This is a genomic window from Nonomuraea phyllanthi (assembly GCF_006334985.2).
GTDB lineage: Bacteria > Actinomycetota > Actinomycetes > Streptosporangiales > Streptosporangiaceae > Nonomuraea > Nonomuraea phyllanthi.
Window position 1 is genome coordinate 36892 of sequence record NZ_VDLX02000020.1, and the last position, 19811, is coordinate 56702.

Annotated in this window: 23 protein-coding genes and 1 tRNA gene; 12 read left to right on the forward strand and 12 right to left on the reverse strand. The window is 72.0% G+C overall.

The features are described from left to right. From FH608_RS39605 to FH608_RS39625, 5 genes are read left to right on the forward strand one after another with little or no spacing between them, the layout of a single operon-like run. Positions 1-1611, forward strand: a complete 1611-nt coding sequence (locus FH608_RS39605) for an ABC transporter substrate-binding protein (RefSeq protein ID WP_139635565.1) — start codon at positions 1-3, stop codon at positions 1609-1611. After that, a complete protein-coding gene (locus FH608_RS39610) occupies positions 1608-2588 on the forward strand; it encodes an ABC transporter permease (protein WP_139635566.1) in 981 nt (326 codons plus the stop codon). Before FH608_RS39605 ends, FH608_RS39610 begins: the two co-directional genes overlap by 4 nt. After that, positions 2585-3457 (forward strand): ABC transporter permease, encoded by an 873-nt coding sequence (locus tag FH608_RS39615; protein ID WP_139635567.1) that lies wholly within the window; start codon positions 2585-2587, stop codon positions 3455-3457. Before FH608_RS39610 ends, FH608_RS39615 begins: the two co-directional genes overlap by 4 nt. Continuing rightward, the gene (locus tag FH608_RS39620) at positions 3454-4434 is read left to right on the forward strand and encodes an ABC transporter ATP-binding protein (RefSeq protein ID WP_139635568.1); all 981 of its coding nucleotides are present in this window, start codon (positions 3454-3456) and stop codon (positions 4432-4434) included. Before FH608_RS39615 ends, FH608_RS39620 begins: the two co-directional genes overlap by 4 nt. Then, positions 4431-5420: an ABC transporter ATP-binding protein gene (locus FH608_RS39625; RefSeq protein WP_139635569.1), complete on the forward strand. Its 990-nt coding sequence runs from the start codon at positions 4431-4433 to the stop codon at positions 5418-5420. Before FH608_RS39620 ends, FH608_RS39625 begins: the two co-directional genes overlap by 4 nt. Positions 5421-5438: 18 nt before the next feature. Here the strand turns inward: FH608_RS39625 and FH608_RS39630 are convergent, their stop codons facing one another. Further along, positions 5439-6428 (reverse strand): helix-turn-helix transcriptional regulator, encoded by a 990-nt coding sequence (locus FH608_RS39630; RefSeq protein ID WP_139635570.1) that lies wholly within the window; start codon positions 6426-6428, stop codon positions 5439-5441. A gap of 46 nt (positions 6429-6474) precedes the next feature. On the opposite strand from FH608_RS39630, the gene FH608_RS39635 reads away from it, so the two are divergent. Further along, positions 6475-6927, forward strand: a complete 453-nt coding sequence (locus FH608_RS39635; protein ID WP_139635571.1) for a hypothetical protein — start codon at positions 6475-6477, stop codon at positions 6925-6927. On the opposite strand, the gene FH608_RS39640 is transcribed toward FH608_RS39635, so the two are convergent. From FH608_RS39640 to FH608_RS39675, 8 genes are all read right to left on the reverse strand, one after another. Further along, on the reverse strand, positions 6914-7231 hold the full coding sequence (locus tag FH608_RS39640; RefSeq protein ID WP_139635572.1) for a hypothetical protein: 318 nt from the start codon (positions 7229-7231) through the stop codon (positions 6914-6916). The two genes, FH608_RS39635 and FH608_RS39640, sit on opposite strands and share 14 nt — an antisense overlap. 81 nt (positions 7232-7312) lie before the next feature. After that, positions 7313-7798, reverse strand: a complete 486-nt coding sequence (locus FH608_RS51930; protein WP_193318887.1) for a hypothetical protein — start codon at positions 7796-7798, stop codon at positions 7313-7315. A 41-nt stretch (positions 7799-7839) separates the two neighbouring features. Continuing rightward, positions 7840-9636 carry a Na+/H+ antiporter NhaA gene (gene nhaA / locus FH608_RS39650; protein ID WP_139635573.1) on the reverse strand — a complete coding sequence of 599 codons (1797 nt, stop codon included), beginning with the start codon at positions 9634-9636 and terminating at the stop codon, positions 7840-7842. Positions 9637-9682: 46 nt separating this feature from the next. Then, positions 9683-10357 carry a GAP family protein gene (locus FH608_RS39655; RefSeq protein WP_139635574.1) on the reverse strand — a complete coding sequence of 225 codons (675 nt, stop codon included), beginning with the start codon at positions 10355-10357 and terminating at the stop codon, positions 9683-9685. A gap of 123 nt (positions 10358-10480) precedes the next feature. Further along, on the reverse strand, positions 10481-11161 hold the full coding sequence (locus FH608_RS39660) for an SRPBCC family protein (protein ID WP_139635575.1): 681 nt from the start codon (positions 11159-11161) through the stop codon (positions 10481-10483). A 31-nt stretch (positions 11162-11192) separates the two neighbouring features. Beyond that, positions 11193-11573 (reverse strand): hypothetical protein, encoded by a 381-nt coding sequence (locus tag FH608_RS39665; RefSeq protein ID WP_139635576.1) that lies wholly within the window; start codon positions 11571-11573, stop codon positions 11193-11195. Beyond that, positions 11570-11932 carry a hypothetical protein gene (locus FH608_RS39670; protein WP_139635577.1) on the reverse strand — a complete coding sequence of 121 codons (363 nt, stop codon included), beginning with the start codon at positions 11930-11932 and terminating at the stop codon, positions 11570-11572. The genes FH608_RS39665 and FH608_RS39670 overlap by 4 nt, the downstream gene beginning before the upstream one ends. Positions 11933-11978: 46 nt before the next feature. Next, complete coding sequence (locus tag FH608_RS39675; RefSeq protein ID WP_139635578.1) at positions 11979-12668, reverse strand: TetR/AcrR family transcriptional regulator; 690 nt, start codon at positions 12666-12668, stop codon at positions 11979-11981. Between the two features lie 43 nt (positions 12669-12711). Here FH608_RS39675 and FH608_RS39680 point away from each other — a divergent pair, with 43 nt between their 5' ends. Further along, positions 12712-14067, forward strand: a complete 1356-nt coding sequence (locus FH608_RS39680) for a DHA2 family efflux MFS transporter permease subunit (RefSeq protein ID WP_193318888.1) — start codon at positions 12712-12714, stop codon at positions 14065-14067. Further along, positions 14037-14531: a DUF523 domain-containing protein gene (locus tag FH608_RS39685; RefSeq protein ID WP_139635580.1), complete on the forward strand. Its 495-nt coding sequence runs from the start codon at positions 14037-14039 to the stop codon at positions 14529-14531. The genes FH608_RS39680 and FH608_RS39685 overlap by 31 nt, the downstream gene beginning before the upstream one ends. Positions 14532-14549: 18 nt before the next feature. On the opposite strand, the gene FH608_RS39690 is transcribed toward FH608_RS39685, so the two are convergent. After that, positions 14550-14930, reverse strand: coding sequence for a hypothetical protein (locus tag FH608_RS39690; protein WP_139635581.1), 381 nt, complete (start codon positions 14928-14930; stop codon positions 14550-14552). A gap of 142 nt (positions 14931-15072) precedes the next feature. Between FH608_RS39690 and FH608_RS39695 the strand changes: the two genes are divergently transcribed. Both FH608_RS39695 and FH608_RS39700 read left to right on the forward strand, forming a co-directional pair. After that, on the forward strand, positions 15073-16311 hold the full coding sequence (locus FH608_RS39695) for a CynX/NimT family MFS transporter (protein ID WP_226900306.1): 1239 nt from the start codon (positions 15073-15075) through the stop codon (positions 16309-16311). Beyond that, positions 16308-17135 carry an alanyl-tRNA editing protein gene (locus tag FH608_RS39700; protein ID WP_139635582.1) on the forward strand — a complete coding sequence of 276 codons (828 nt, stop codon included), beginning with the start codon at positions 16308-16310 and terminating at the stop codon, positions 17133-17135. The genes FH608_RS39695 and FH608_RS39700 overlap by 4 nt, the downstream gene beginning before the upstream one ends. A 10-nt stretch (positions 17136-17145) precedes the next feature. Here FH608_RS39700 and FH608_RS39705 read toward each other — a convergent pair whose 3' ends face one another. Beyond that, positions 17146-18036, reverse strand: coding sequence for an RNA polymerase sigma-70 factor (locus FH608_RS39705; RefSeq protein WP_139635583.1), 891 nt, complete (start codon positions 18034-18036; stop codon positions 17146-17148). A gap of 75 nt (positions 18037-18111) precedes the next feature. Between FH608_RS39705 and FH608_RS39710 the strand changes: the two genes are divergently transcribed. Beyond that, positions 18112-18184: transfer RNA gene (locus FH608_RS39710), tRNA-Ala, on the forward strand. Between the two features lie 137 nt (positions 18185-18321). Here FH608_RS39710 and FH608_RS39715 read toward each other — a convergent pair. Then, positions 18322-18705 (reverse strand): VOC family protein, encoded by a 384-nt coding sequence (locus tag FH608_RS39715; protein WP_139635584.1) that lies wholly within the window; start codon positions 18703-18705, stop codon positions 18322-18324. Between the two features lie 91 nt (positions 18706-18796). Between FH608_RS39715 and FH608_RS39720 the strand changes: the two genes are divergently transcribed. Further along, positions 18797-19738, forward strand: coding sequence for a helix-turn-helix transcriptional regulator (locus FH608_RS39720; protein ID WP_139635585.1), 942 nt, complete (start codon positions 18797-18799; stop codon positions 19736-19738). Positions 19739-19811: the final 73 nt, after the last annotated feature.

The following is a 19811-nucleotide window of genomic DNA, read 5'->3' on the forward strand; positions in this document are numbered from 1 at the left end:
ATGAAACGCATTCTGGCCGTCCTCGCGGCGCTGGCCGTCGCCGGCTGTTCGAGCAGCGGCGGCGGCTCCGCCGGCAAGAGTGAGGAGAACGCGCCGCCGCTGGTGATCCACGCCGTGGACGCGGGCACGTTCCAGGAGGACTTCAACCCGTACCACCTCGAAGGCGTCAACTTCGGGACGAGCGGGATGATCCACGAGACCCTCATGTACTTCAACAGGCTCAAGCCCGGAGAGATCACGCCGTGGCTGGCCCTGGACTACAAGTGGTCCGACAAGGGCAAGTCGCTCACCTTCACCCTCCGCGAGGGGGTGAAGTGGACCGACGGGCAGCCGTTCACCGCCGACGACGTGGCGTTCACGTTCCAGATGCTCAAGGACCACCCGGAGCTGAACAGGAACGCGCTGGAGATCGAGGGGGCGGAGGCGCTCGCACCGGACAAGGTGCGCGTCGACTTCAAGAACACCTCGTACGCCAAGCTGTTCAACATCGCCGGCAACTCGCCCATCGTGCCCAAGCACCTGTGGGAGAAGCAGAAGGACCCGGTCACGTTCACCAACTCCAAGCCGGTCGGCACCGGGCCGTACAAGCTGAAGCAGTTCTCGGCGCAGCTCTACGAGCTGGAGAAGAACCCGTCCTACTGGCAGCCGGGCAAGCCGGAGGTGCCGCTGCTGCGCTTCCCCGCGTACACGGCCAACGCGCTGCAGACGGCGCTGCAGCAGGGCGAGGTCGACTGGGCGGGCGCGTTCGTGCCGGACATCGACAAGATCTACGTGCAGGGCAAGCCGGAGCAGAACAAGTACTTCTTCCCGCCAGAGGGCGTGGTGACGCTGCTGCCGAACCTGACCAACCCCGTCCTGGCCAAGCCGGAGGTCCGGCAGGCCATCAGCCTCGCCATCGACCGCGACAAGATCGTCAAGGTGGCCGAGCGCGGCTACACCAAGGTCGCGCACCCGACCAGCGTGCCGATGCCGGGCGGTGAGGCGTACGTGCCGGCGGAGTACAAGGACGCCGCCTACAAGGTGGACGTCGCCAAGGCCAAGGAGCTGCTCAAGGGCGTCGACCCGGCCAAGCTGAAGTTCACGCTGCTGGTGCCCTCGCCGTTCACCGACTGGGTGAACGCCGCCCAGCTCATCAGGGAGGACCTCGCCAAGGTCGGCATCACCGTCGACACCAGGGGCGTGGCGTTCCAGGACTGGGTCTCGAAGGTCGGCAAGGGCGACTACGAGCTGTCGATCAGGGCCACCGCGTCCGGGCCGACCCCGTACTTCCAGATGCGCTCGATGCTCTTCGGCGCGCTGGCCCAGCCCGTCGGCAAGTCCGCGACCGGCAACTACGAGCGGTGGAAGGACGACGAGACCGACCGGCTGATCGACGCCTACGCCGCGACCGAGGACCTGGCCGAGCAGCAGAAGGTCACGCAGGGCCTCGCCCGGATCATGGTCGAGAAGATGCCCGCGCTGCCGCTGTTCTACAGCCCGTCCTGGGCGCAGTTCAGGACGAACAAGTACGTCGGCTGGCCGTCGGAGCAGGACCCGTACGCGATGCCGTCGCCGTACACCTCGCCCGACGCGGCTGTGGTCCTGCTGCACCTGAAGCCGGCGGCCCCGTGAGGTTTCTGGCCAGGCGGCTCGGCTTCTACCTCCTGACGGCCTGGGCCGCCGTCACGCTCAACTTCCTGATCCCCCGGCTCATGCCGGGGGATCCGGTGGAGCTGCTGGTGGCCCGCCTGAAGGGCAACGTCGACCCCGCCGCGATCGACGCGATGCGGCGGGCGTTCGGCATCAGCGACGCGGGCCTGTGGCAGCAGTACGTGGACTATCTGGGCAATCTCGCACACGGGGAGCTGGGCCGCTCGATCACCTTCTTCCCCACCGAGGTGTCCACGGTCATCGCCGACAGCCTGCCGTGGACGGTCGGGCTCGTCGGCGTGGCCACGCTGATCAGCTACCTGGTGGGCACCGCGCTCGGCGTGCTGATGGCGTGGAAGCGGGGCACCTGGCTCGACGGCGTGCTGCCCGCCGCCACGTTCATGCACGCGGTGCCGTACTTCTGGGTGGCGCTGGCGCTCGTGTTCGTCTTCGGGGTGACGCTCCAGTGGTTCCCGGTCTCCCGGGCGTACGGGCTGGACGTCATGCCTGGCTTCACCGGCGAGTTCGCCGGGAGCGTGCTCTACCACGCGGCGCTGCCGGCCGTGACGATCGTGGTCGCGTCCATGGCCGACCGGATCCTCGGCATGCGCAACGTCATGGTGACCACGCTCGGCGAGGACTACGTGGTGATGGCCGAGGCCAAGGGGCTGACCTCGCGCCGGGTCATGTGGGCGTACGCGGCCCGCAACGCGATCCTGCCGAACATCACCAGCTTCGCCCTGTCGCTCGGCTTCGTCGTCGGCGGGTCCGTGCTGACGGAGATCGTCTTCTCGTACCCCGGGATCGGGTCGATGCTGCTCAAAGGGGTGGAGAACGAGGACTTCCCGCTCATGCAGGGCATCTTCCTGGTCATCTCGCTGGCCGTGCTCGTCGCCAACTTCCTGGCCGACCTGGCGTACGTGGTGCTCGACCCGCGCACCAGGCAGGAGTCCGAATGAAGATCAAGATCGGTATCGGGATCCTCGTCTTCTTCGCGCTGATGGCCCTCGCCGGGCCGCTGCTCATCGGCGCCGACCCCGCCGCGACCAGCGAGGACGGCCTCCAGGGCCCGTCGGCCGCGCACTGGCTCGGCACCACGCAGACCGGTCAGGACATCCTCACCCAGATCGTGTACGGCTCGCGCGTCTCGTTGGGCGTCGGCGTGCTGTCGGCGGTCATCGCCACCGTGTTCGCGGTCGCGGTCGGCCTGGTCGGCGGCTACTTCGGCGGCGCCGTGGACGAGGTGCTGTCCGTGCTCACCAACATCTTCCTGGTGCTGCCCGCCCTGCCGCTGATCATCGTGCTGGCCGGCTACCTGCCGCAGCGCGGCGTCGCGTCCGTCGCCGTGGTGATCGCTGTCACCGGCTGGGCCTGGGGCGCCCGGGTGCTGCGGGCCCAGACCCTGTCCGTACGGCGGCGCGACTTCGTGCAGGCCGCGCGGGCCAGCGGCGAGGGCGCGTTCCGGGTGATCTTCTTCGAGATCCTGCCGGTGCTGCTGCCCGTCATCGCCACCAGCTTCCTCGCCACCGTGGTCGCGGCGATCCTGGCGGAGGCCGGGCTGTCGTTCCTCGGCCTGGCCGACCTGTCCACCGTGAGCTGGGGCAGCATGCTCTATTTCGCACAGAACGGGCAGGCGCTGCTCATCGGGGCGTGGTGGTGGTTCATCCCGCCCGGCCTGTGCATCGCGCTCATCGGCACCGGGCTCGCGCTGGTGAACTTCGGCATCGACGAGATCGCCAACCCCCGGTTGCGCACAGTGAAGGTGAAGGCGAAGGCGACGCCCGAGGCGGCGTCGAAGGTGACGGCGAAGGCGAAGGCCCGCACATGAACGTCCTGGAGATCCGCGACCTGTCCGTCGACTACCTGTCGGGCGGCGGAGCGGTGCACGCCGTCGCGGACGTCTCGCTCGACCTGCGGCGCGGCGAGATCCTCGGCCTGGCTGGGGAGAGCGGCAGCGGCAAGTCCACGCTGGCCAACGCCGTGGCCCGGCTGCTGAGGCCGCCCGCCGCGATCACCTCCGGCTCGGTCGTCTACCGCCGGCAGGACGGCTCCTCCGAGGACGTGCTCGCGCTCGGCAGGAAGGAGCTGCGCGCCTTCCGGTGGAAGGAACTGGCCGTCGTCTTCCAGAGCGCCATGAACGCGCTCAACCCGGTCAGCACGGTCGGCGCGCAGATCGACGACGTCCTGCGCATCCACAGACCCGGCATGTCACGGAACGACCGCGCGGAGCGGGCGGCCGAGCTGCTGCAGCGCGTCGGCATCAGCGCCGACCGGCGGCGCGCGTATCCCCACGAGCTGTCGGGCGGCATGCGGCAGCGGGCCGCCATCGCCATCGCGCTGGCCCTCAACCCCGAGGTCATCATCATGGACGAGCCGACCACCGCGCTCGACGTGGTGGTCCAGCGCGACATCCTCCACGAGATCAGGGCCCTGCGGGAGGAATACGGCTTCGCGGTCGTGTTCATCACGCACGACCTGTCGCTGCTCATGGAGATCTCCGACCGGATCGCCATCATGTACGCGGGCCGGGTCGTCGAGACCGGCGGCGCCCGGGCCATCCACACCTCGCCGCGCCACCCGTACACGCTGGGGCTGCTGCGCTCCTTCCCGCGCCTGCACGGGCCGCGCGAGCAGCTCCTGGGCATCCCCGGCACCCCGCCCGACCTGAGGTCGCTGCCGCCGGGATGCGCGTTCCACCCACGTTGCGGGAAGGCCATGGCCGAGTGCTCCTCGGAGCTGCCCGCGCTCGATGGCGATGTCGCGTGCCTGCTGAACGGCGGGCGCGGTCTGGAGGACGCATCATGATCGTGCTGGAGGGCCGCAACCTCACCAAGCACTTCACCGCCGCCCGCGGACCCCGCGGCCGGCTCGGCAGGCGCCCGCCGGTGCGGGCCGTGGAGGACGTGTCGATCGCGCTGCGCGCCGGGACGGTGTCGGCGCTGGTCGGGGAGAGCGGCTGCGGCAAGAGCACGGTGGCGCGGCTGCTCGCGCAGGTCTATCCGGCCACGTCGGGCGAGGTGCTGCTGCGCGGCGAGCCGGTGCGCGCCCATCGCGGCGCGGCCTTCAGGGACTACCGGCGGCAGGTGCAGCTCATCTTCCAGGACCCGTTCGCCTCCCTGAACCCCTTCCACCGCGTGCGCTACCACCTGGCCAGGCCGCTGCGCATCCACGGACACGTCCGCTCGGACGCGGACGAAAAAGCACAGGTCGCCGAGCTGCTCGAACGCGTCAGCCTCACCCCCGTCGAGCAGTTCATGGACAAGCTGCCGCACGAGCTGTCCGGCGGGCAGCGGCAGCGGGTGGCCATCGCGCGTGCCCTGGCGGTGCGGCCCGTCGCGCTGATCGCCGACGAGCCCGTGTCGATGCTGGACGTGTCGATCAGGCTCGGCGTGCTGCGGCTGCTGGAGGGGCTGGCCCAGGAGAGCGGGCTGGCGCTGCTCTACATCACCCACGACATCGCCAGCGCCCGCTACTTCGCCCAGGACATCACGGTCATGTACGCCGGGCGGCTCATCGAGAGCGGGCCCAGCGAGGCGCTCACGCAGTCGGCCCGGCACCCGTACACCCAGCTCCTGCTGGAGTCGGCGCCGGACCCCGACCGGGTGACGCCGCCGGAGGCCACCCGGCACGGCGAGCCGCCGAGCCTGATCGAGCCGCCGAGCGGGTGCCGCTTCCACCCGCGCTGCCCGGTGGCGCTGCCGGTGTGCTCGGAGCGGGCGCCCGACCGCACCGAGCTGGGGGAGGGTCGCTGGACCCACTGCTGGCAGGCGGAGTCGGCACTCACCCCGTGAGCCCGGCGGGCGGCCCACTCACGGCGCCCGCGTGGCGGGACGGTAGCGGGCGGCCAGCCCCGTCACCGTGGCCGCCACGCGCTCGCGCAGCTCGTCGGGGGCCAGCACCTCGGCGTCGGCCCCCAGCCTGAGGAACTCGCCCAGCGCGTGCTCGATCGACTCGATCGGCACCGTGACCCGCGTCCACCCCTCCTCGTCCGGCGGCTCCGCGCTCTCCCCGGCGGCCGCCACCACGCCGGGGGTCATGAGGTCGGGCAGCCGCTCCAGGCCGCGCGGCGACAGGCGCACCACCGCCTCGCCCCACCGCAGCCGGGCCTCGAACTCGGCCAGGTAGCGCCGCCAGTGCGCCGCGAGGTCGAAGCCGCCGGGCCGGGTGAAACCCTCGGGGAGTGCGCGCAGGCCGAGGATCTGCGAGACGCGGTAGGTCCGTACATCGTCGCCCGCCCGCGCGACGAGATACCACCGCCCGGCCTTGACGACCAGCCCGTACGGATCCAGCAGCCGCTCCACCTCCTGCGGCGCCTTCCAGCGGCGGTAGGTGACCTGGATGCGGCGCTCGTTCCACACGGCGTCGGCCACGGCCGCCAGGTGGGGCACCGGCTCCCGGTCGCGGTACCAGGTGGGCGCGTCGAGGTGGAACCGCTCCTGGATGCGCTCCGCGCGGTCGCGCAGCTCGACCGGCAGCGCGGCCATCAGCTTGAGCTGCGCGGCCGTCACCACCGCGCCCAGCCCCAGCTCCGCCGCCGGACCCGGCAGGCCGGCGAGGAACAGCGACTCGGCCTCGTCCGCCGTCAGCCCGGTGAGCCGGGTGCGGTAGCCGTCGAGCAGTTGGTAGCCGCCCCTGGGACCGGCGTCGCCGTACAGGGGGATGCCGGCGGCGTGCAGGGACTCGGCGTCGCGGTAGATGGTGCGCACGGAGACCTCCAGCCGCTCGGCCAGCTCCCGCGCGGTCATCCGGCCGCGCGTCTGGAGGAGCAGGAGGATCGAGACCAGGCGGGAAGCACGCACAATCGCTGACATTACCTGTCAGTGACCACGCCTTAGGTTCGGCCGCGTGAACGATTTCGACTTTCTCGCCGGTCACTGGAACGTCACCAATCGCAGGCTCGTGAAGGTGCTGTCCGGCAGCGACGAATGGGACGAGTTCCCCGGCTACTCGGTGGCCACCCGGCACTTCGACGGGGCGGCCAGCTTCGACGAGATCACCTGCCCCACCAGGGGGTTCAGCGGGATGAGCGTGCGCCTGTACAACCAAGAGACGCGGCAGTGGTGCATCTACTGGGCCAACAGCAGGACGGGCGTGCTCGACACCAGGCCCATGACGGGCGCGTTCGAGGGGGACCGGGGCGAGTTCCACGGTGTCGAGACCCACGAGGGCAGGCCCGTCCGCTGCCGGTTCGTCTGGACGGTGCCCGGCCCGGACGCGGCCCGCTGGGAGCAGGCGTTCTCGGCGGACGACGGGCGTACCTGGGAGACGAACTGGACGATGGACTTCACCCGGGCGTGAGCGACGTCCCGGCCGGAGGCGGAGGAGGGACGTCGACGGCGCGGGACCACAGGATCGCCGCCACCGCGACGGCCGCGACGAGCAGCACGATCGAGCCGGCCACGACCAGCCACCACCAGCCGGACCGCGACGGCCCGGCCTCGTAGTGGGGCACGTCGGGAAGCAGGTCCGGCGTGTACGGCAGCCGTCGCGTGACCGGTGGCCGCGACGGCCCCCGGCCAGGTGGCGGGCCGGGGCGCGGGTGGCGGTGCCTGATCGTCTCGTGGGGGTCCGGCCCTTCGCGGCCCGGCTGCTCGTGCGTCATGATCCCCCCAGGGACCGCTGCGGAGTGCGGGGTTTACATCGACATTGTCACACTTCGCGGCGGGACCGGTCCCGGCATCCGTCAGCTCTGGCCGCCGCCCTGGGGCGGAGGCGGCGGCGTCTGCCAGCCGGGCTGCTGCTGGTACGGCTGCTGCTGCGGCTGCTGGTAGGGAGGCTGTGGTTGCGGCTGCTGCCAGTTCGGCTGGGGCTGCTGCCAGCCGGGGGCCTGCGCGCCCTGGGAGGGCTGGGCGGGCCCGCGCGGCGTCCTGCGGGCGACCACGCCCCAGATCAGCAAGCCCGTGCCGCCCACCTCGAAGAGCAGGGAGATCAGGGACAGGATGGTGAAGGACGCGCCGATGCCGATCGCGTCGGCCAGCGGGTCTGTGAGGAACGAGCGCAGCACGTTGAACACCACGCCGAGCAGGAGCAGGATGCAGCCGCCCATGCCGATCAGCGCGGCGGAGCCGTGGTTGCGCCTGCCCATCGCCGTCACGATGACGCCCACCACCAGCACGATGGCCATCGCGGCAAGGGTCAGGTAGCTGATGATCTGAAGGGTCTGGACCATCCAGGAACTCCGATCGGGGGTAGGAACCGGACGTGACGACGTTACGGGGATCCTCGCAGGTCTTCCACCGCCTGGCTGATCGACCTCAGGTCGAGCGGGCCCTGGTAGCGCACGCCGTTCAGGAAGAGGGTGGGGGTGCCGCGCACGCCGCTGTCACGGCCGGACTCCTCGTGGAGGGAGATCCGCGCGGCGTGGCCGGACACGTCGGACCAGGGGTCGACGTCCAGCTCGGCGGCGTAGTGCTCCAGATCGGCGTCGGTGAGGAAGCGCTGGTTGTCGAAGAGGATGTCGTGCATCTCCCAGAACCTGCCCCGGTCGGCCGCCGCCTCGGACACGATGGCGGCGGACGCCGCGCGTGGGTGCAGCGTCCGTATCGGGAAATGCCGGAAGACCACCCGAATGTCGGAATTCTTTCTGCGTAGCTCTTCGAGGACCGGCTGGAGCCGCCCGCAGTACGGGCACTCGAAGTCGCCGTACTCCACGATCGTGACCTTGGCGCCCTTCGGCCCGCGCACGTGATCCGTCGGCCCGACCGGCACGGCGAGCCGGTCGGGCAGCTCCTCGTCCGGCTCGGCCTCGGGCGGCGCGCACACGCCGCCCCGGTCCCAGGCCAGCCGGAAGATGATCCACCCCATGAGCGCGGAGAGCAGCGAGCCCGCCAGGATGCCGATCTTCGCCTGGGTGTGGATGGCCGAGTCGTCGAAGGCCAGGTCCACGATGAACAGCGCCACCGTGAACCCGATCCCCGACACGGCCGCCCCGCCCAGCAGCTGCCCCCACACCAGGTTCCCCGGCAGGATGCCCCAGCCGAACCGCAGCGGCAGCCACGTGCCCAGCGAGATCCCGGCGAACTTGCCCAGCAGCAACCCCAGCGCCACGCCGATGGAGACCGGCGAGGTGAGGGCGGCCCGCAGGCTCTCGCCGTCGAGCGGCACCCCCGCGTTGGCCAGGGCGAAGACCGGCACGATCACGTAGCTGCTCCAGGGATGCAGCCGCAGCTGCAGCCGCTCGTTCACGGAGACGGCCCGCTGGACCCGCCGGGCGGCCTCCCTCGCGGCCTGCGCGCTCGGCTCGCTGGTGAACTCCTGCACGGCCTCGCCGGCGAGCAGCAGCTTGTGGTCGGTGGGCGCGTAGACGAAGACCAGGATGCCCAGCGCGATGCCGACCAGCGTCGGGTGGATGCCGCTCTCGAGGGTGGCCACCCAGAGCGCGAACCCCAGCACGATGTAGGCGGGCGCCCGCCAGATCTTCAGCCACCGCAGGGTCACGATGGCCGCCAGCAGCAGCGCGGCGGCGATGAGCGCGGGCACGGCGATGCTCGACGTGTAGAAGATCGCGATGATCATGATGGCCAGCACGTCGTCCACGATGGCCAGCGTCAGCAGGAACGCCCGGAGCGGATCGGGGCAGCGCGCCCCGACGACCGCCAGCACGCCCAGCACGAACGCGGTGTCGGTGGCGATCGGTACGCCCCACCCGCCCGCGCCCGGGCCGCCGGCGTTGAGCAGGAGGTAGACGCCCGCGGGCACCAGCATCCCGCCGAATGCGGCCAGCGCGGGCACGGCGATGAGCCGCCGGTCACGCAGCTGCCCCAGGCGCACCTCGTACGAGACCTCGAGCCCGATGAGGAAGAAGAAGACGGTCATGAGCCCGTCGTTGACCCAGTGCCGCAGGTCCAGCGAGAACGTGGCGTCGCCGAAGGAGATGCCCGTCGGGGTGTGCCAGAACGCGTCGTAGGTGGCGCCCCACGGCGAGTTGGCCCACACCAGAGCCAGGACCGTGGCGGCGAGCAGCAAGGCGGTGCTGCCCGCCTCGGTCCTCAGAAACGCCCGCAACATGACCGATCTACCCCCGAAGATCCAGCGGAGGCATTCGATCCTACGGTCAGTGGAAGAACAGCTGAGCCGCGGCGTCCCTCGCGAGCAGGAAGCCCACGATGGCCAGCGCCCAGCCGGCGGCCGAGGTCGCGTGCCTGCTCAGCCACCCGCGCAGCCGTTCCAGCTTCGGCTCCAGCCAGGCGCCCGCCACGGCTCGCAGCGCGATGAGCGCCAGCGGCGGGAGGAACATGACGAGCACGTACGCCGCCAGCACCGGCACCCACTGCGCGGCGACCAGCCCGGACGAGGTCATGATGCCGATCGCGGCGAGGTAGGGGACCATCGTGGCCACCTCCAGCGCTCCGGCGCTCAGCCCCAGCAGCACCATCGTGCGGGGGCCGCCCACCCGCGGCTCGAAACGCCGCTCCGGCCCGCCCCGCTTCGCGCGCCGCTTGGGGTCGAACCGGAAGCTGAGCGCGAACAGCCCGACCCCCAGCACGAGCTGCACCCAGTACGCGGGATCGCTGCGCAGCACGTCGCCGAAGCGCTCCATCACCGTGGACAGCCCCAGCATGAGTGCGACCCCCACCAGGAAGTAGAACGCGGCCAGGGTGACGAGGTAGACCGACAGCCCGGGGCGAGGCGCGGCCACCAGCAGGTAGACGGGAATGCCGAGGGTGCCGAAGCTGGTGCTGTCGACCAGCGCGAGCGCGGCGAGGGTGAGGAGCAGTCCGATCGTCATGCTCACGATCGTGCTGGTGGGAGGTCGGTGCCCGCCTCCTCCGGCGGGCTGAACCGGCCTACATCCTTCTGCGCATGCGGAGGCCGGACGCCCCGGCCGCCGGGACTGCCGTAGGGGCGGGGGTCACAGCATCGGCCGAGGGCCCTCCGGGGGTCCGCCGCCGGGCGTTCCGGGCGTTCCGGGTGATTGGGGCGGGACGCGGCCGGGCGGGACCGGGCCGGGCGGCGGGAGGGTGGTGCCGGGCGTCCGGTCCTCGCCGCCCACGGTGCCGGGCGGCACGCGGTCGTCGCGCCCTCCCGGGCCGGGCGGCGCCGGCTGGGCGCCGTCGTCGTACGTCGACCCGCGCTGGTGCGGCCCGGGCACGTCGCCGCGCCAGCCGCCCGTCTCGCTGCCCCGCGACTCGATGAACCACTTGAAGCGCTCGATGTCGTTGACCACCCGCAGCCGGACCACCTGCAGCCAGTCGCCGGCGGTCTCCAGGAAGCCCTCCGGGTCGTACTCCATCTGCAGCGTGACCCGGGTCCGCGAGTCGTCCAGGCGATGGAAGGTCACCACGCCGGCCTGGTGCGGCTTGTCGAGGGAGCGCCAGGCGACGCGCTCGTCGGGGTGCTGCTCGGTGATCTCGGCCTCGAACTCCCGCCTGACCCCGGCGATCTCCGCCACCCAGGCCGTCCGCGTGTCGCCGATCTGCTTGACCGACTCCACGCCCTCCATGAATTCGGGGAAGCTCTCGAACTGCGTCCACTGGTTGTAGGCCACCCTGATGGGGACCTCTACGTCCACTGAGTGTTCGATCGTGCTCATGGCAGGCTCCCCTGCCCGAGTGCCCCGGCGGCTAACGCCTGCGGCGCAGGACCCAGTAAAGGCCCACGACAGGCAGCACGAGCGGGATGAAGAGGTAGCCCTTGCCGTACGCGGACCAGACCGTCTCGTCGGGGAAGGCGGCCGGGTCGAGCAGGCTCAGCGTGCCGACGATCAGCACGCCCGCGAGTTCGATGCCGAGCCCAACCAGCGCGAGCGCGCGGGCGCCGCGCCAGAGCGCGACGGTGAGCACGATGTAGACGGCGGCCGCGAAGGCCGACAGCGCGTACGCCAGGGGAGCCTCGCCGAACCTGGTCGCGATCTGCACGGCCGCCCGCGACCCGGCGGCCAGCGAGAACAGCGCGTAGACCGCGATCAGCGCGCGGCCCGGCCCGGTGCCGAGGGGGGTGGTCACGCGACCCCCTGCCAGATCTGCAGCAGCCGCCCCGTCATCACCGCGATCGCGAACCCGGCCACGCCCAGGATCGCCGATCCCCACCGGCTCCGCTCGGCCAGCGCGAGGAACACCCCGGCGGGCGGGATCACCACCTGGCCGCCGATGTAGCCGAACAGGGTGGCCTTCTCGTCCGGCCCCTCGCCCCCGGCCACCGCCGCGATCACGAAGCCGGCCTGCACCAGCACGGCCACCTCGAGCACGGCGAACCCGACGAGCAGCACCATGCCCATCGGCCGGTTGCGGATCGCGACGATCAGGCTGGCGAGCATGAGCACCAGCGAGACGGCGATGACGATCGTGGAGATGACGGTGTTCATCGGGGCCAAGGCTATCCCCAGGGGGCGCCGGTCCCGCCGCCGCGGGCTATCTCTCGCCGATCGTGCGCTCGATGCCGTCGAGGAGCCAGGTGAGGCCGCGCTCGAAGTTGTCGTCGGCCCCGCGCACCCCCTCCTCGATCATGGGCGCCAGCCGCCGCAGCTCGCCGCGCTCGACCAGGTCCTTGATGTACGGCTCGGCCACGGCGGCCCGCTCCGCGTCGTTGATGCCCTCGGACCTCGGCGCCCCCCGCTCCAGCGACTCCCGCACCACGAACCCGGTCATGTAGTCGGTGAACGCGGCCAGGATCCGCCAGCACTCCAGCCGGTCGAGCCCGAGCCCGTCGAGGACGGACAGCTTCTGGTCGACGTGCCGCAGCCCGTTGGGCCCGACCGCGACCCGCTGCGAGATCAGCTCCACCCGCCACGGATGGCGCAGCACCACCTCGCGCTCGCGCCGCGCCATCAGCAGCAGCGCCTCCCGCCACGACTCCGGCAGCGGCTCCTCGACGAGCACCTCGGCGCTGATCTCGTCGAGCATCAGCGCGAGCAGGTCCTCCTTGCGCTCGATGTACGAGTAGAGCGTCATCGCCCGCGCGCCCAGCTCGGCGGCCACGCGCCGGATGGAGACGGCGGCCAGCCCCTCGGCGTCGGCCACGGCGATGCCGGCGGCCACGATCGCCTCCCTGGTCAGGACCGGGCGGCGGGGCGGGGAGGGACGCGACCAGATCGAGCTCACCGTCCGATTTTATACGCCGTACGAAACTGCTACGGTGTACGACATGCGATACGGCGTACGAACCTCACTCTGGGCCATGGGCCTGGTCGTCCTCCTCGGCTTCGCCATGACCATGCTCGACACCACGATCGTCAACGTCGCTCTCGGCAGCCTCGCCCGCGGCTTCGGCACGACGCTCGCGACCATGCAGTGGGCGGTCACCGGCTACCTGCTGGCCCTGTCGATGACGGTCCCCGTCACCGGCTGGGCGGTGGGCCGGTTCGGCGCGAGGAACGTCTGGCTGGTCTCGCTCGTCCTGTTCGCCGGGGGCTCCGCGCTCAGCGCCGCCGCCTGGTCGGTCGGCAGCCTGGTGGCCTTCCGCGCCGTCCAGGGCCTCGGCGGCGGGCTGCTGCTGCCGGTCGGCCAGATGATGCTGGCCCAGGCGGCGGGAAAGGAGCGGATGGGCCGCGCGATGGCCGCGATCTCCGTCCCCGCCATGCTGGTGCCCGTGCTCGGGCCGCCGGTCGGCGGCCTGATCGTGGAGGGGCTCGGCTGGCGCTGGCTCTTCCTGATCAACGTGCCGGTGTGCGCGGTGGCGCTGGCGGCGGCGTTCGTCGTGCTGCCGCGCGAGCCCGGGGCGCGCCCGCAGCGGCTCGACGCGGCCGGCCTGGCCGTCCTGTCGCCGGGCCTGGCGGCGCTGGTCTACGGGCTGTCCGAGATCGGCAACGGCGCCTCGCCGCTGCATCCCGCGCTGTGGATCGGCGTGGCGCTGGTGGCCGCGTTCGCCGTACGGGCCCTGCGGACGACGGGGACGCTGCTGGACCTGCGGCTGTTCGGCGACAGGACGTTCGCCTCGGCGGTGACCGCGCTCGTGTGCTACTCGGCCGCGATGTCCGGCGTCACCCTGCTCGTCCCCCTCTACAGCCAGCTCGCCCAGGGCGGGAACGTGGTGGACGCCGGCCTGCTGATGGCGCCCATGGGGATCGGCGCGGCGATCACGATGCCGCTCGCGGGCAAGCTGACCGACGCCAGGGGGCCGCGCGGGGTCGGCGCGGCGGGCGTGGTCGTGGCGGTCGCGGGCGTCGCCGCCTTCGCCGCGTTCGGGGGACCCGTGCCCATGCTCGTGCTCGGGCTCGGCCACGGGCTGGTGTCGGCGTCGCTGATGGCCGCCGCGTTCAGGACGCTCGACCCGGCGGCCATCCCCGCCGCGACCACGCTGAGCACCATCGCGGTACGGCTGGCCGCGCCGTTCGGCGTGGCGGTGCTGGCCGTGCTGCTCCAGGTGTTCACCAGGGCCGGCGTGGAGCGGCCCTTCACATACGCGTTCGGCGTCGCCACCGCGCTGGCGGCCGTCTCGCTGGTGCCGATCGCGCTCATAGGATCGAAGGCATGGAGAGAATCCTCGTCAGCGCCTGCCTGATGGGGCGCCCGGTGCGCTACGACGGCCGGGCCAGGACCAGCGCCGACGCCCGGCTCGCCGCGTGGCGCGAGGAGGGCCGGCTGGTGCCGCACTGCCCGGAGGTGGCGGGCGGCCTGCCCATCCCGCGCCCGGCCGCCGAGATCGAGGGCGGCGCCGGGGGCGCGGCCGTCCTGTCCGGCGCTGCCCGCGTGCTGGCGAGCGACGGGTCGGACGTCACGGCCGCGTTCGTGGCGGGCGCGCGGTCGGCGCTCGCCCTGGCCCGCTCGTCCGGGGTCCGGCTGGCGGTGCTGAAGGAGGGCAGCCCGTCGTGCGGCGTGCTGTCGGTCTACGACGGCACGTTCACCGGCCGGCGCGGCCCCGGCCAGGGCGTCACGACGGCCCTGCTGGAGCGGAACGGCATCCGGGTCTTCGACGAGGATCACATCGAGGAGGCCGCCGCCTACCTGAGCGCCCTGGAGGCATAGGCCGGCCGCCCGCCCCGGCTACGCGCGGGCCCTGGAGGCGTAGAAGGAGGCCCCCAGACCGGCGGCCAGCACGACCGCCATCACGCTGTGATACCAGCCGAGCAGCGCGTCCGCCGCGCCCGCCCCGGCCGCCAGCGCCACGATCCCCAGCAGCACGCCGGCCAGCGCCGCCGCGTGGCCGTAGACGAGCCCGTCCCAGGCCCAGGAGCGCCTGGCCAGCACGCCGTACGCGCCGACGGCCACGGCACCCGCGCACAGCGTCTCGACCATCGCGGCCGGCACGATCACGGGCTGGCGCACCGAGCCGAACCCGATCCCGGCGTGCAGCAGCCCGAAAAGCAGGAAGGTCAGCGCGTAGAGCAGGGACAGCCAGCCCAGTGCCGTGCGGAGTGCGTCCATGCGTCCCACGCTCGCATCCCGGCGGCGGCCGCGGAATCGTCCCTGGGGAGGCGGCCCGGATACGACGCGGGAGGTATCCCAGCAAGAAGGAATAAAGGCTGGTTTGCCCGCTGTTAGGATGATTCGTCCTATGACTTGATGAATGGAGGACCTTCCCCGCATGAGCGTGCTCGCCCATGAGGCCCGCCGCAGCACCACCGGACCCCTTGCGTGGCTCCTCGTGCTGGGAATCGTCCTGGCCGCGCTCAACCTGCGCACCGCCGTCACCAGCGTCGGCCCGCTGCTCGACCAGCTGGCCGGCGCGCTCGGGATGTCGAGCGTGTCGACCGGCCTGCTCACCACGCTGCCCGTGCTGGCCTTCGCCACCGTGGGCGCGATCACGCCCACCATGGCCAGGCGCGTCGGGGAGCACCGGCTGCTCCTGCTCGCCCTGGTCGTCCTGGGCGCGGGAATGCTGGTCAGGTCGGTGGTCGGCTCGGCCGCGGTGTTCCTGGTGAGCAGCGCGGTCGCGCTCTCCGGCGGCGCGGTGGGCAACGTGCTCATCCCCACGCTGATCAAGCGCCACTTCCCGGCCCGTACCGGGATCATGACCACCGTCTACACCACGGCCCTGGCGGCCGGCACCATGCTGGCCGCCGCCGCGACCGTGCCCATCGAGCGCGCGTCAGGCGACTGGCACATCGCGCTCGGCGTGTGGGCGGCCCTGGCCGCCGTCGCCGCCATTCCGTGGCTTGCGCTGTTGCGCAGTGAGCCGGAGCGGGAGACGGGCGGCCGGGACGCGGGCATCCGCCGCCTCCTCAGGAGCAGGCTGGCGTGGATGGTCGCGATCTACTTCGGCACCCAGTCGCTGATCGCGTACGTCATGTTCGGCTGGCTCGCCACGATCCTGACCGACGGCGGCTTCACCACCTCGCAGGCCGGCGCGGTGCTCGGCGCGTTCACCGCGCTGAACATCCCCGTCTCGATCCTCGTGCCCGTGGTCGCCTCCCGCTTCCGCGACCAGCGTCCCGTGGTCGTCGGGCTGGTGGTGTTCTACGCGGCCGGGTTCCTCGGGCTGTGGCTGGGGCCGGTCGACCTGGCGCTGGTCTGGGTGGTGCTGGTGGCCGTCGGCATGGGCTCGTTCCCGCTGGCTCTGATGATGCTGGCCCTGCGCACCCGTACGCCGGAGGCCACGGCCGGGCTGTCGGCGTTCGGGCAGAGCGCCGGATACCTCATCTCCGGCGCAGGCCCGATCCTCGTGGGCGTGCTGCGCGACGTGACGGGCGGATGGACGGTGCCGTACGCGCTGCTGTTCGCGGTGCTGCTCGCCCAGCTCCTCACCGGCCTGTACGCCGGCCGCGACCGCTACCTGGAGGACGAGCCTGCGAGGATGACCGGGTGAGAAGCACCCATGTCACCTTCCCCGGCGGCCTGACCAGCGGCCGGTCCGAGATCGTCGGGGTCGTGCCGGTGGGGGACCGGCACGGCCTCGTCGTCGCCGAGACGCCGTTCCACCCCCTCGACCACACCTGGCCCGACCAGCCCGCTGACCGCGGGACGATCGCGGGCCTGCCGGTCGTCGACTGCGTGACAGGGGCCCAGTCGAGCACCGGCGAGGTTTTCGTGGGGGAGGCCGTCCCCGTGCGGCGCGGCGCCGAGGACTGGGAGTGGCTGGTCGTCCACGTCACCGAGGAGCCGCTGCCCGTGGGGGAGGAGGTGGCGCTGGAGGTGGACGCCGCCTTCCGGGCGGCGCTCTCGGCCGGTCACACCGCCTGCCACCTGGCCGCCCTCGCGCTGAACGCCGCGCTGGCCGGCCGCTGGCGCAAGGAGCCGGCGCTCGACCCGCTCGGCCACCCCGACTTCGACCAGGCGGCCATCGTCTCGTCGCGGATCGGCCCGTACGGGAGCGTGGACGTCTACCGCCTGGGCAAGTCGCTGCGCAAGAAGGGCTTCTCGGCCGAGGGGATGGACGTCGCCGAGGTCGCGCGGCAGGCGGGCGAGCAGCTGGCGGCGTGGGTGGCCGCCGGCGCGCCGGTCCACGTGGACGTCCCGGGGCCGAGGCTGACGGACCGCCGCACGTGGAACTGCTCGCTGCCCGAGGGCGCGGCCTCCATGGCCTGCGGCGGCACCCACGTCACGAGCACGGCCGAGCTCGGCGGGGTCGAGATCGCGCTCTCGCTCGACGAGGCGGCCCTCACCATGCGCACGACCTGCGGCGCGGAGTGACCTGAGGCCCTCAGGCGGGCTTCAGGTGAGCGACCTTGTCCGGGTTCGCGATGAGGTAGATCGTGTCGATCTCGCCGTCCACGATCAGCAGCGAGATCACCGTGATCACCCGTCCCTCCACGGAGACGACCATCGCCGGGGCGTTGTTCAGTGTCGCCACCCCGAACGACAGGCCGGAGACGTCCGCCAGGCCGATCGAGGCCATGAAGGCCGCGAGGTTGGCGGGAGTGTTGATCGACATGAGCCACCGGCCGACGTTGCGGGCGCCGGTGATGGCCCGCAGCGCGGCCCTGGCCTTGCCGCCGCCGTCGCTGACCATCGTGACCCCGCTCGCGAACAACTCGATCAGGCCGTCGAGATCGCCCTCGGCGGAGGCGGTGATGAACCGCTCGGTGATCCGCCTGCGCTCCTCGCCGTCCACGTCGAACCGCGGCCGCCGCTCCCGCACGTGGTCCCGCGCGCGGCGCGCGAGCTGCCTGGTCGCCGGCTCCGTCCGCCCGATGATCTCCGCGATCTCGGCGAACGGCAGGTCGAACGCCTCCCGCAGCACGAACACCGCCCGCTCCAGCGGCGACAGCGTCTCCAGCACCAGCAGCAGCGCCAGCTCCACCGACTCGGCCAGCTCGGCGTGCTCCGCCACGTCGGGCTCGGTGCCGATCGGCTCGGGCAGCCACGGCCCCACGTACGACTCCCGCCGCGACTTCGCCCACCGCAGCCGGTCGATGGCCAGCCGCGAGGTCACCCTGACCAGGTAGGCCCGGGGGTCCTCCACTTCCGCCTCGTCCACCCGTGACCAGCGCAGCCACGCCTCCTGGACGACGTCCTCGGCGTCGGCGACGCTGCCCAGGATCCGGTACGCGACACCGGTCAGCAGACTGCGGTGCTCCTCAAAGTGCGGCATGACTCCATAGACGTACCAGACGGGCGGCGGTGTGACACAACGGCTCCGGATCTCCGATACACTTGGTGATCGCAAGGGGCTATGGCGCAGTTGGTAGCGCGCCTCCATGGCATGGAGGAGGTCTGGGGTTCGAATCCCCATAGCTCCACCGTAGTTCAGAGCGCGACTGCGTCGATGGCATGGAGAAGGCCTGAGGTCCGAACCCCCATAGCTCCACCGTAATTCAGAGCGCGACTGCGTCGATGGCATGGAGAAGATCTGGGGCCCGAATCCCCATGGCTCCACTCACAACGTAGCAAGGTAGTGCGGGTTGTACATGACGCCCAGCACGTTGCCGAACGGGTCGATCACGGAAGCCGTGACGAATCCCTCGCCGCGCTCGGTGATCGGCTGATACTCCTGGGCGCCCAGCTCCAGCAGCCGCCCCAGCGCGGCCTTCACGTCGTCCACGTGCCAGTACATGACGGCGCCCCCCGGCCGTTCCGTCGCCCCCTCTGGCGCGTAGCGGCTGTCGATCACGCCCAGCTCGCCCTGACGGTCCCCGACCCGGAACTCGATGTAGCCGGGCACCTGGAAGTACGGCTCGAACCCGAGCAGTTCGGTGTACCACGCCCTGGCCGCGTCGAGGTCGGCCGCGTAGAAGCTGATGGTGGCGAATCCGCGGAGCATGGGTCTGGTCCTCTCTTTCCCGATGACTCCTCCGATTCTTCCGATTGAAGTGCTCACCTTATGAGCACTTTTCCCGGCAGAATGTCGCGTCATGCGAGCCGACCGTCTGGTGGCCGCGCTGCTGCTCATGCAGGCCCGCGGCCGGGTGACCGCGGCCGAGCTGGCCGCGGAGCTGGAGGTGTCCGTGGCCACCGCGCGCCGCGACCTCGAAGCGCTGTCCGCGGCGGGCGTCCCCGTCTACCCGCAGGCCGGGCGCGGGGGCGGCTGGTCGCTGCTCGGCGGCGCCAGGACCGACCTCAGCGGGCTCACCGCGAACGAGGCCCAGGCCCTGTTCCTGCTGGCCGGGCCGGCCGCCGCCGCGCCCGAGGTCAAGTCGGCGCTGCGCAAGCTGCTGCGGGCGCTGCCCTCGACGTTCAGGGCCGACGCCGAGGCGGCCGCCGGCGCCGTGGTGGTCGATCCCGCGGGCTGGGGCGAGCACGACCGCGACCGTCCCGAGCTGGTGTCCGTGCTCCAGCGCGCCACCGTACGGCGCCGCAAGGTCAGCCTCGTGTACGAGGGCCGCTCCCGCGAGCGCACCCGCCGCCTCGTCGATCCCTGGGGCCTGGTGGACAAGGACGACGTCTGGTACCTCGTGGCCGGGACCGACCGGGGGCAGCGCACGTTCAGGGTCGACCGGATCGCCGAGGCCGCCGTGACCGAGGTGCCGTTCGAGCGGCCGGAGGGGTTCGAGCTGTCGCGGGCGTGGGGCGAGGTCGTCGAGGAGATGGAGCGGCGCCGCTCGTTCGTCTCCGCGACCGTGCTCGTCGCCGAGCGGTACGTGCCGGTGCTGCGCGCCCGCTTCGGGCGCAACACCGAGGTGGTGGGGACCGATGCCGACGGCCGGGTCAGGCTGCGGGTGGCCGCGCCGATGGCGCTGACCATCGCCGAGCAGCTGGCCGGGTGGGGCTCGACGGTGGAGGTCGTGGAGCCGGAGGAGGTACGGGCCGAGCTGGCCAGGATCGGGTCCGAGCTGGTCGCGCGCTACCGCGCCTGACCGCGCGCGGGCCGGCTCCGGCCGGGCGTCGTGGCGCGCCATAGCGCCTGACCGCGCACGGTCTGGCACAGGC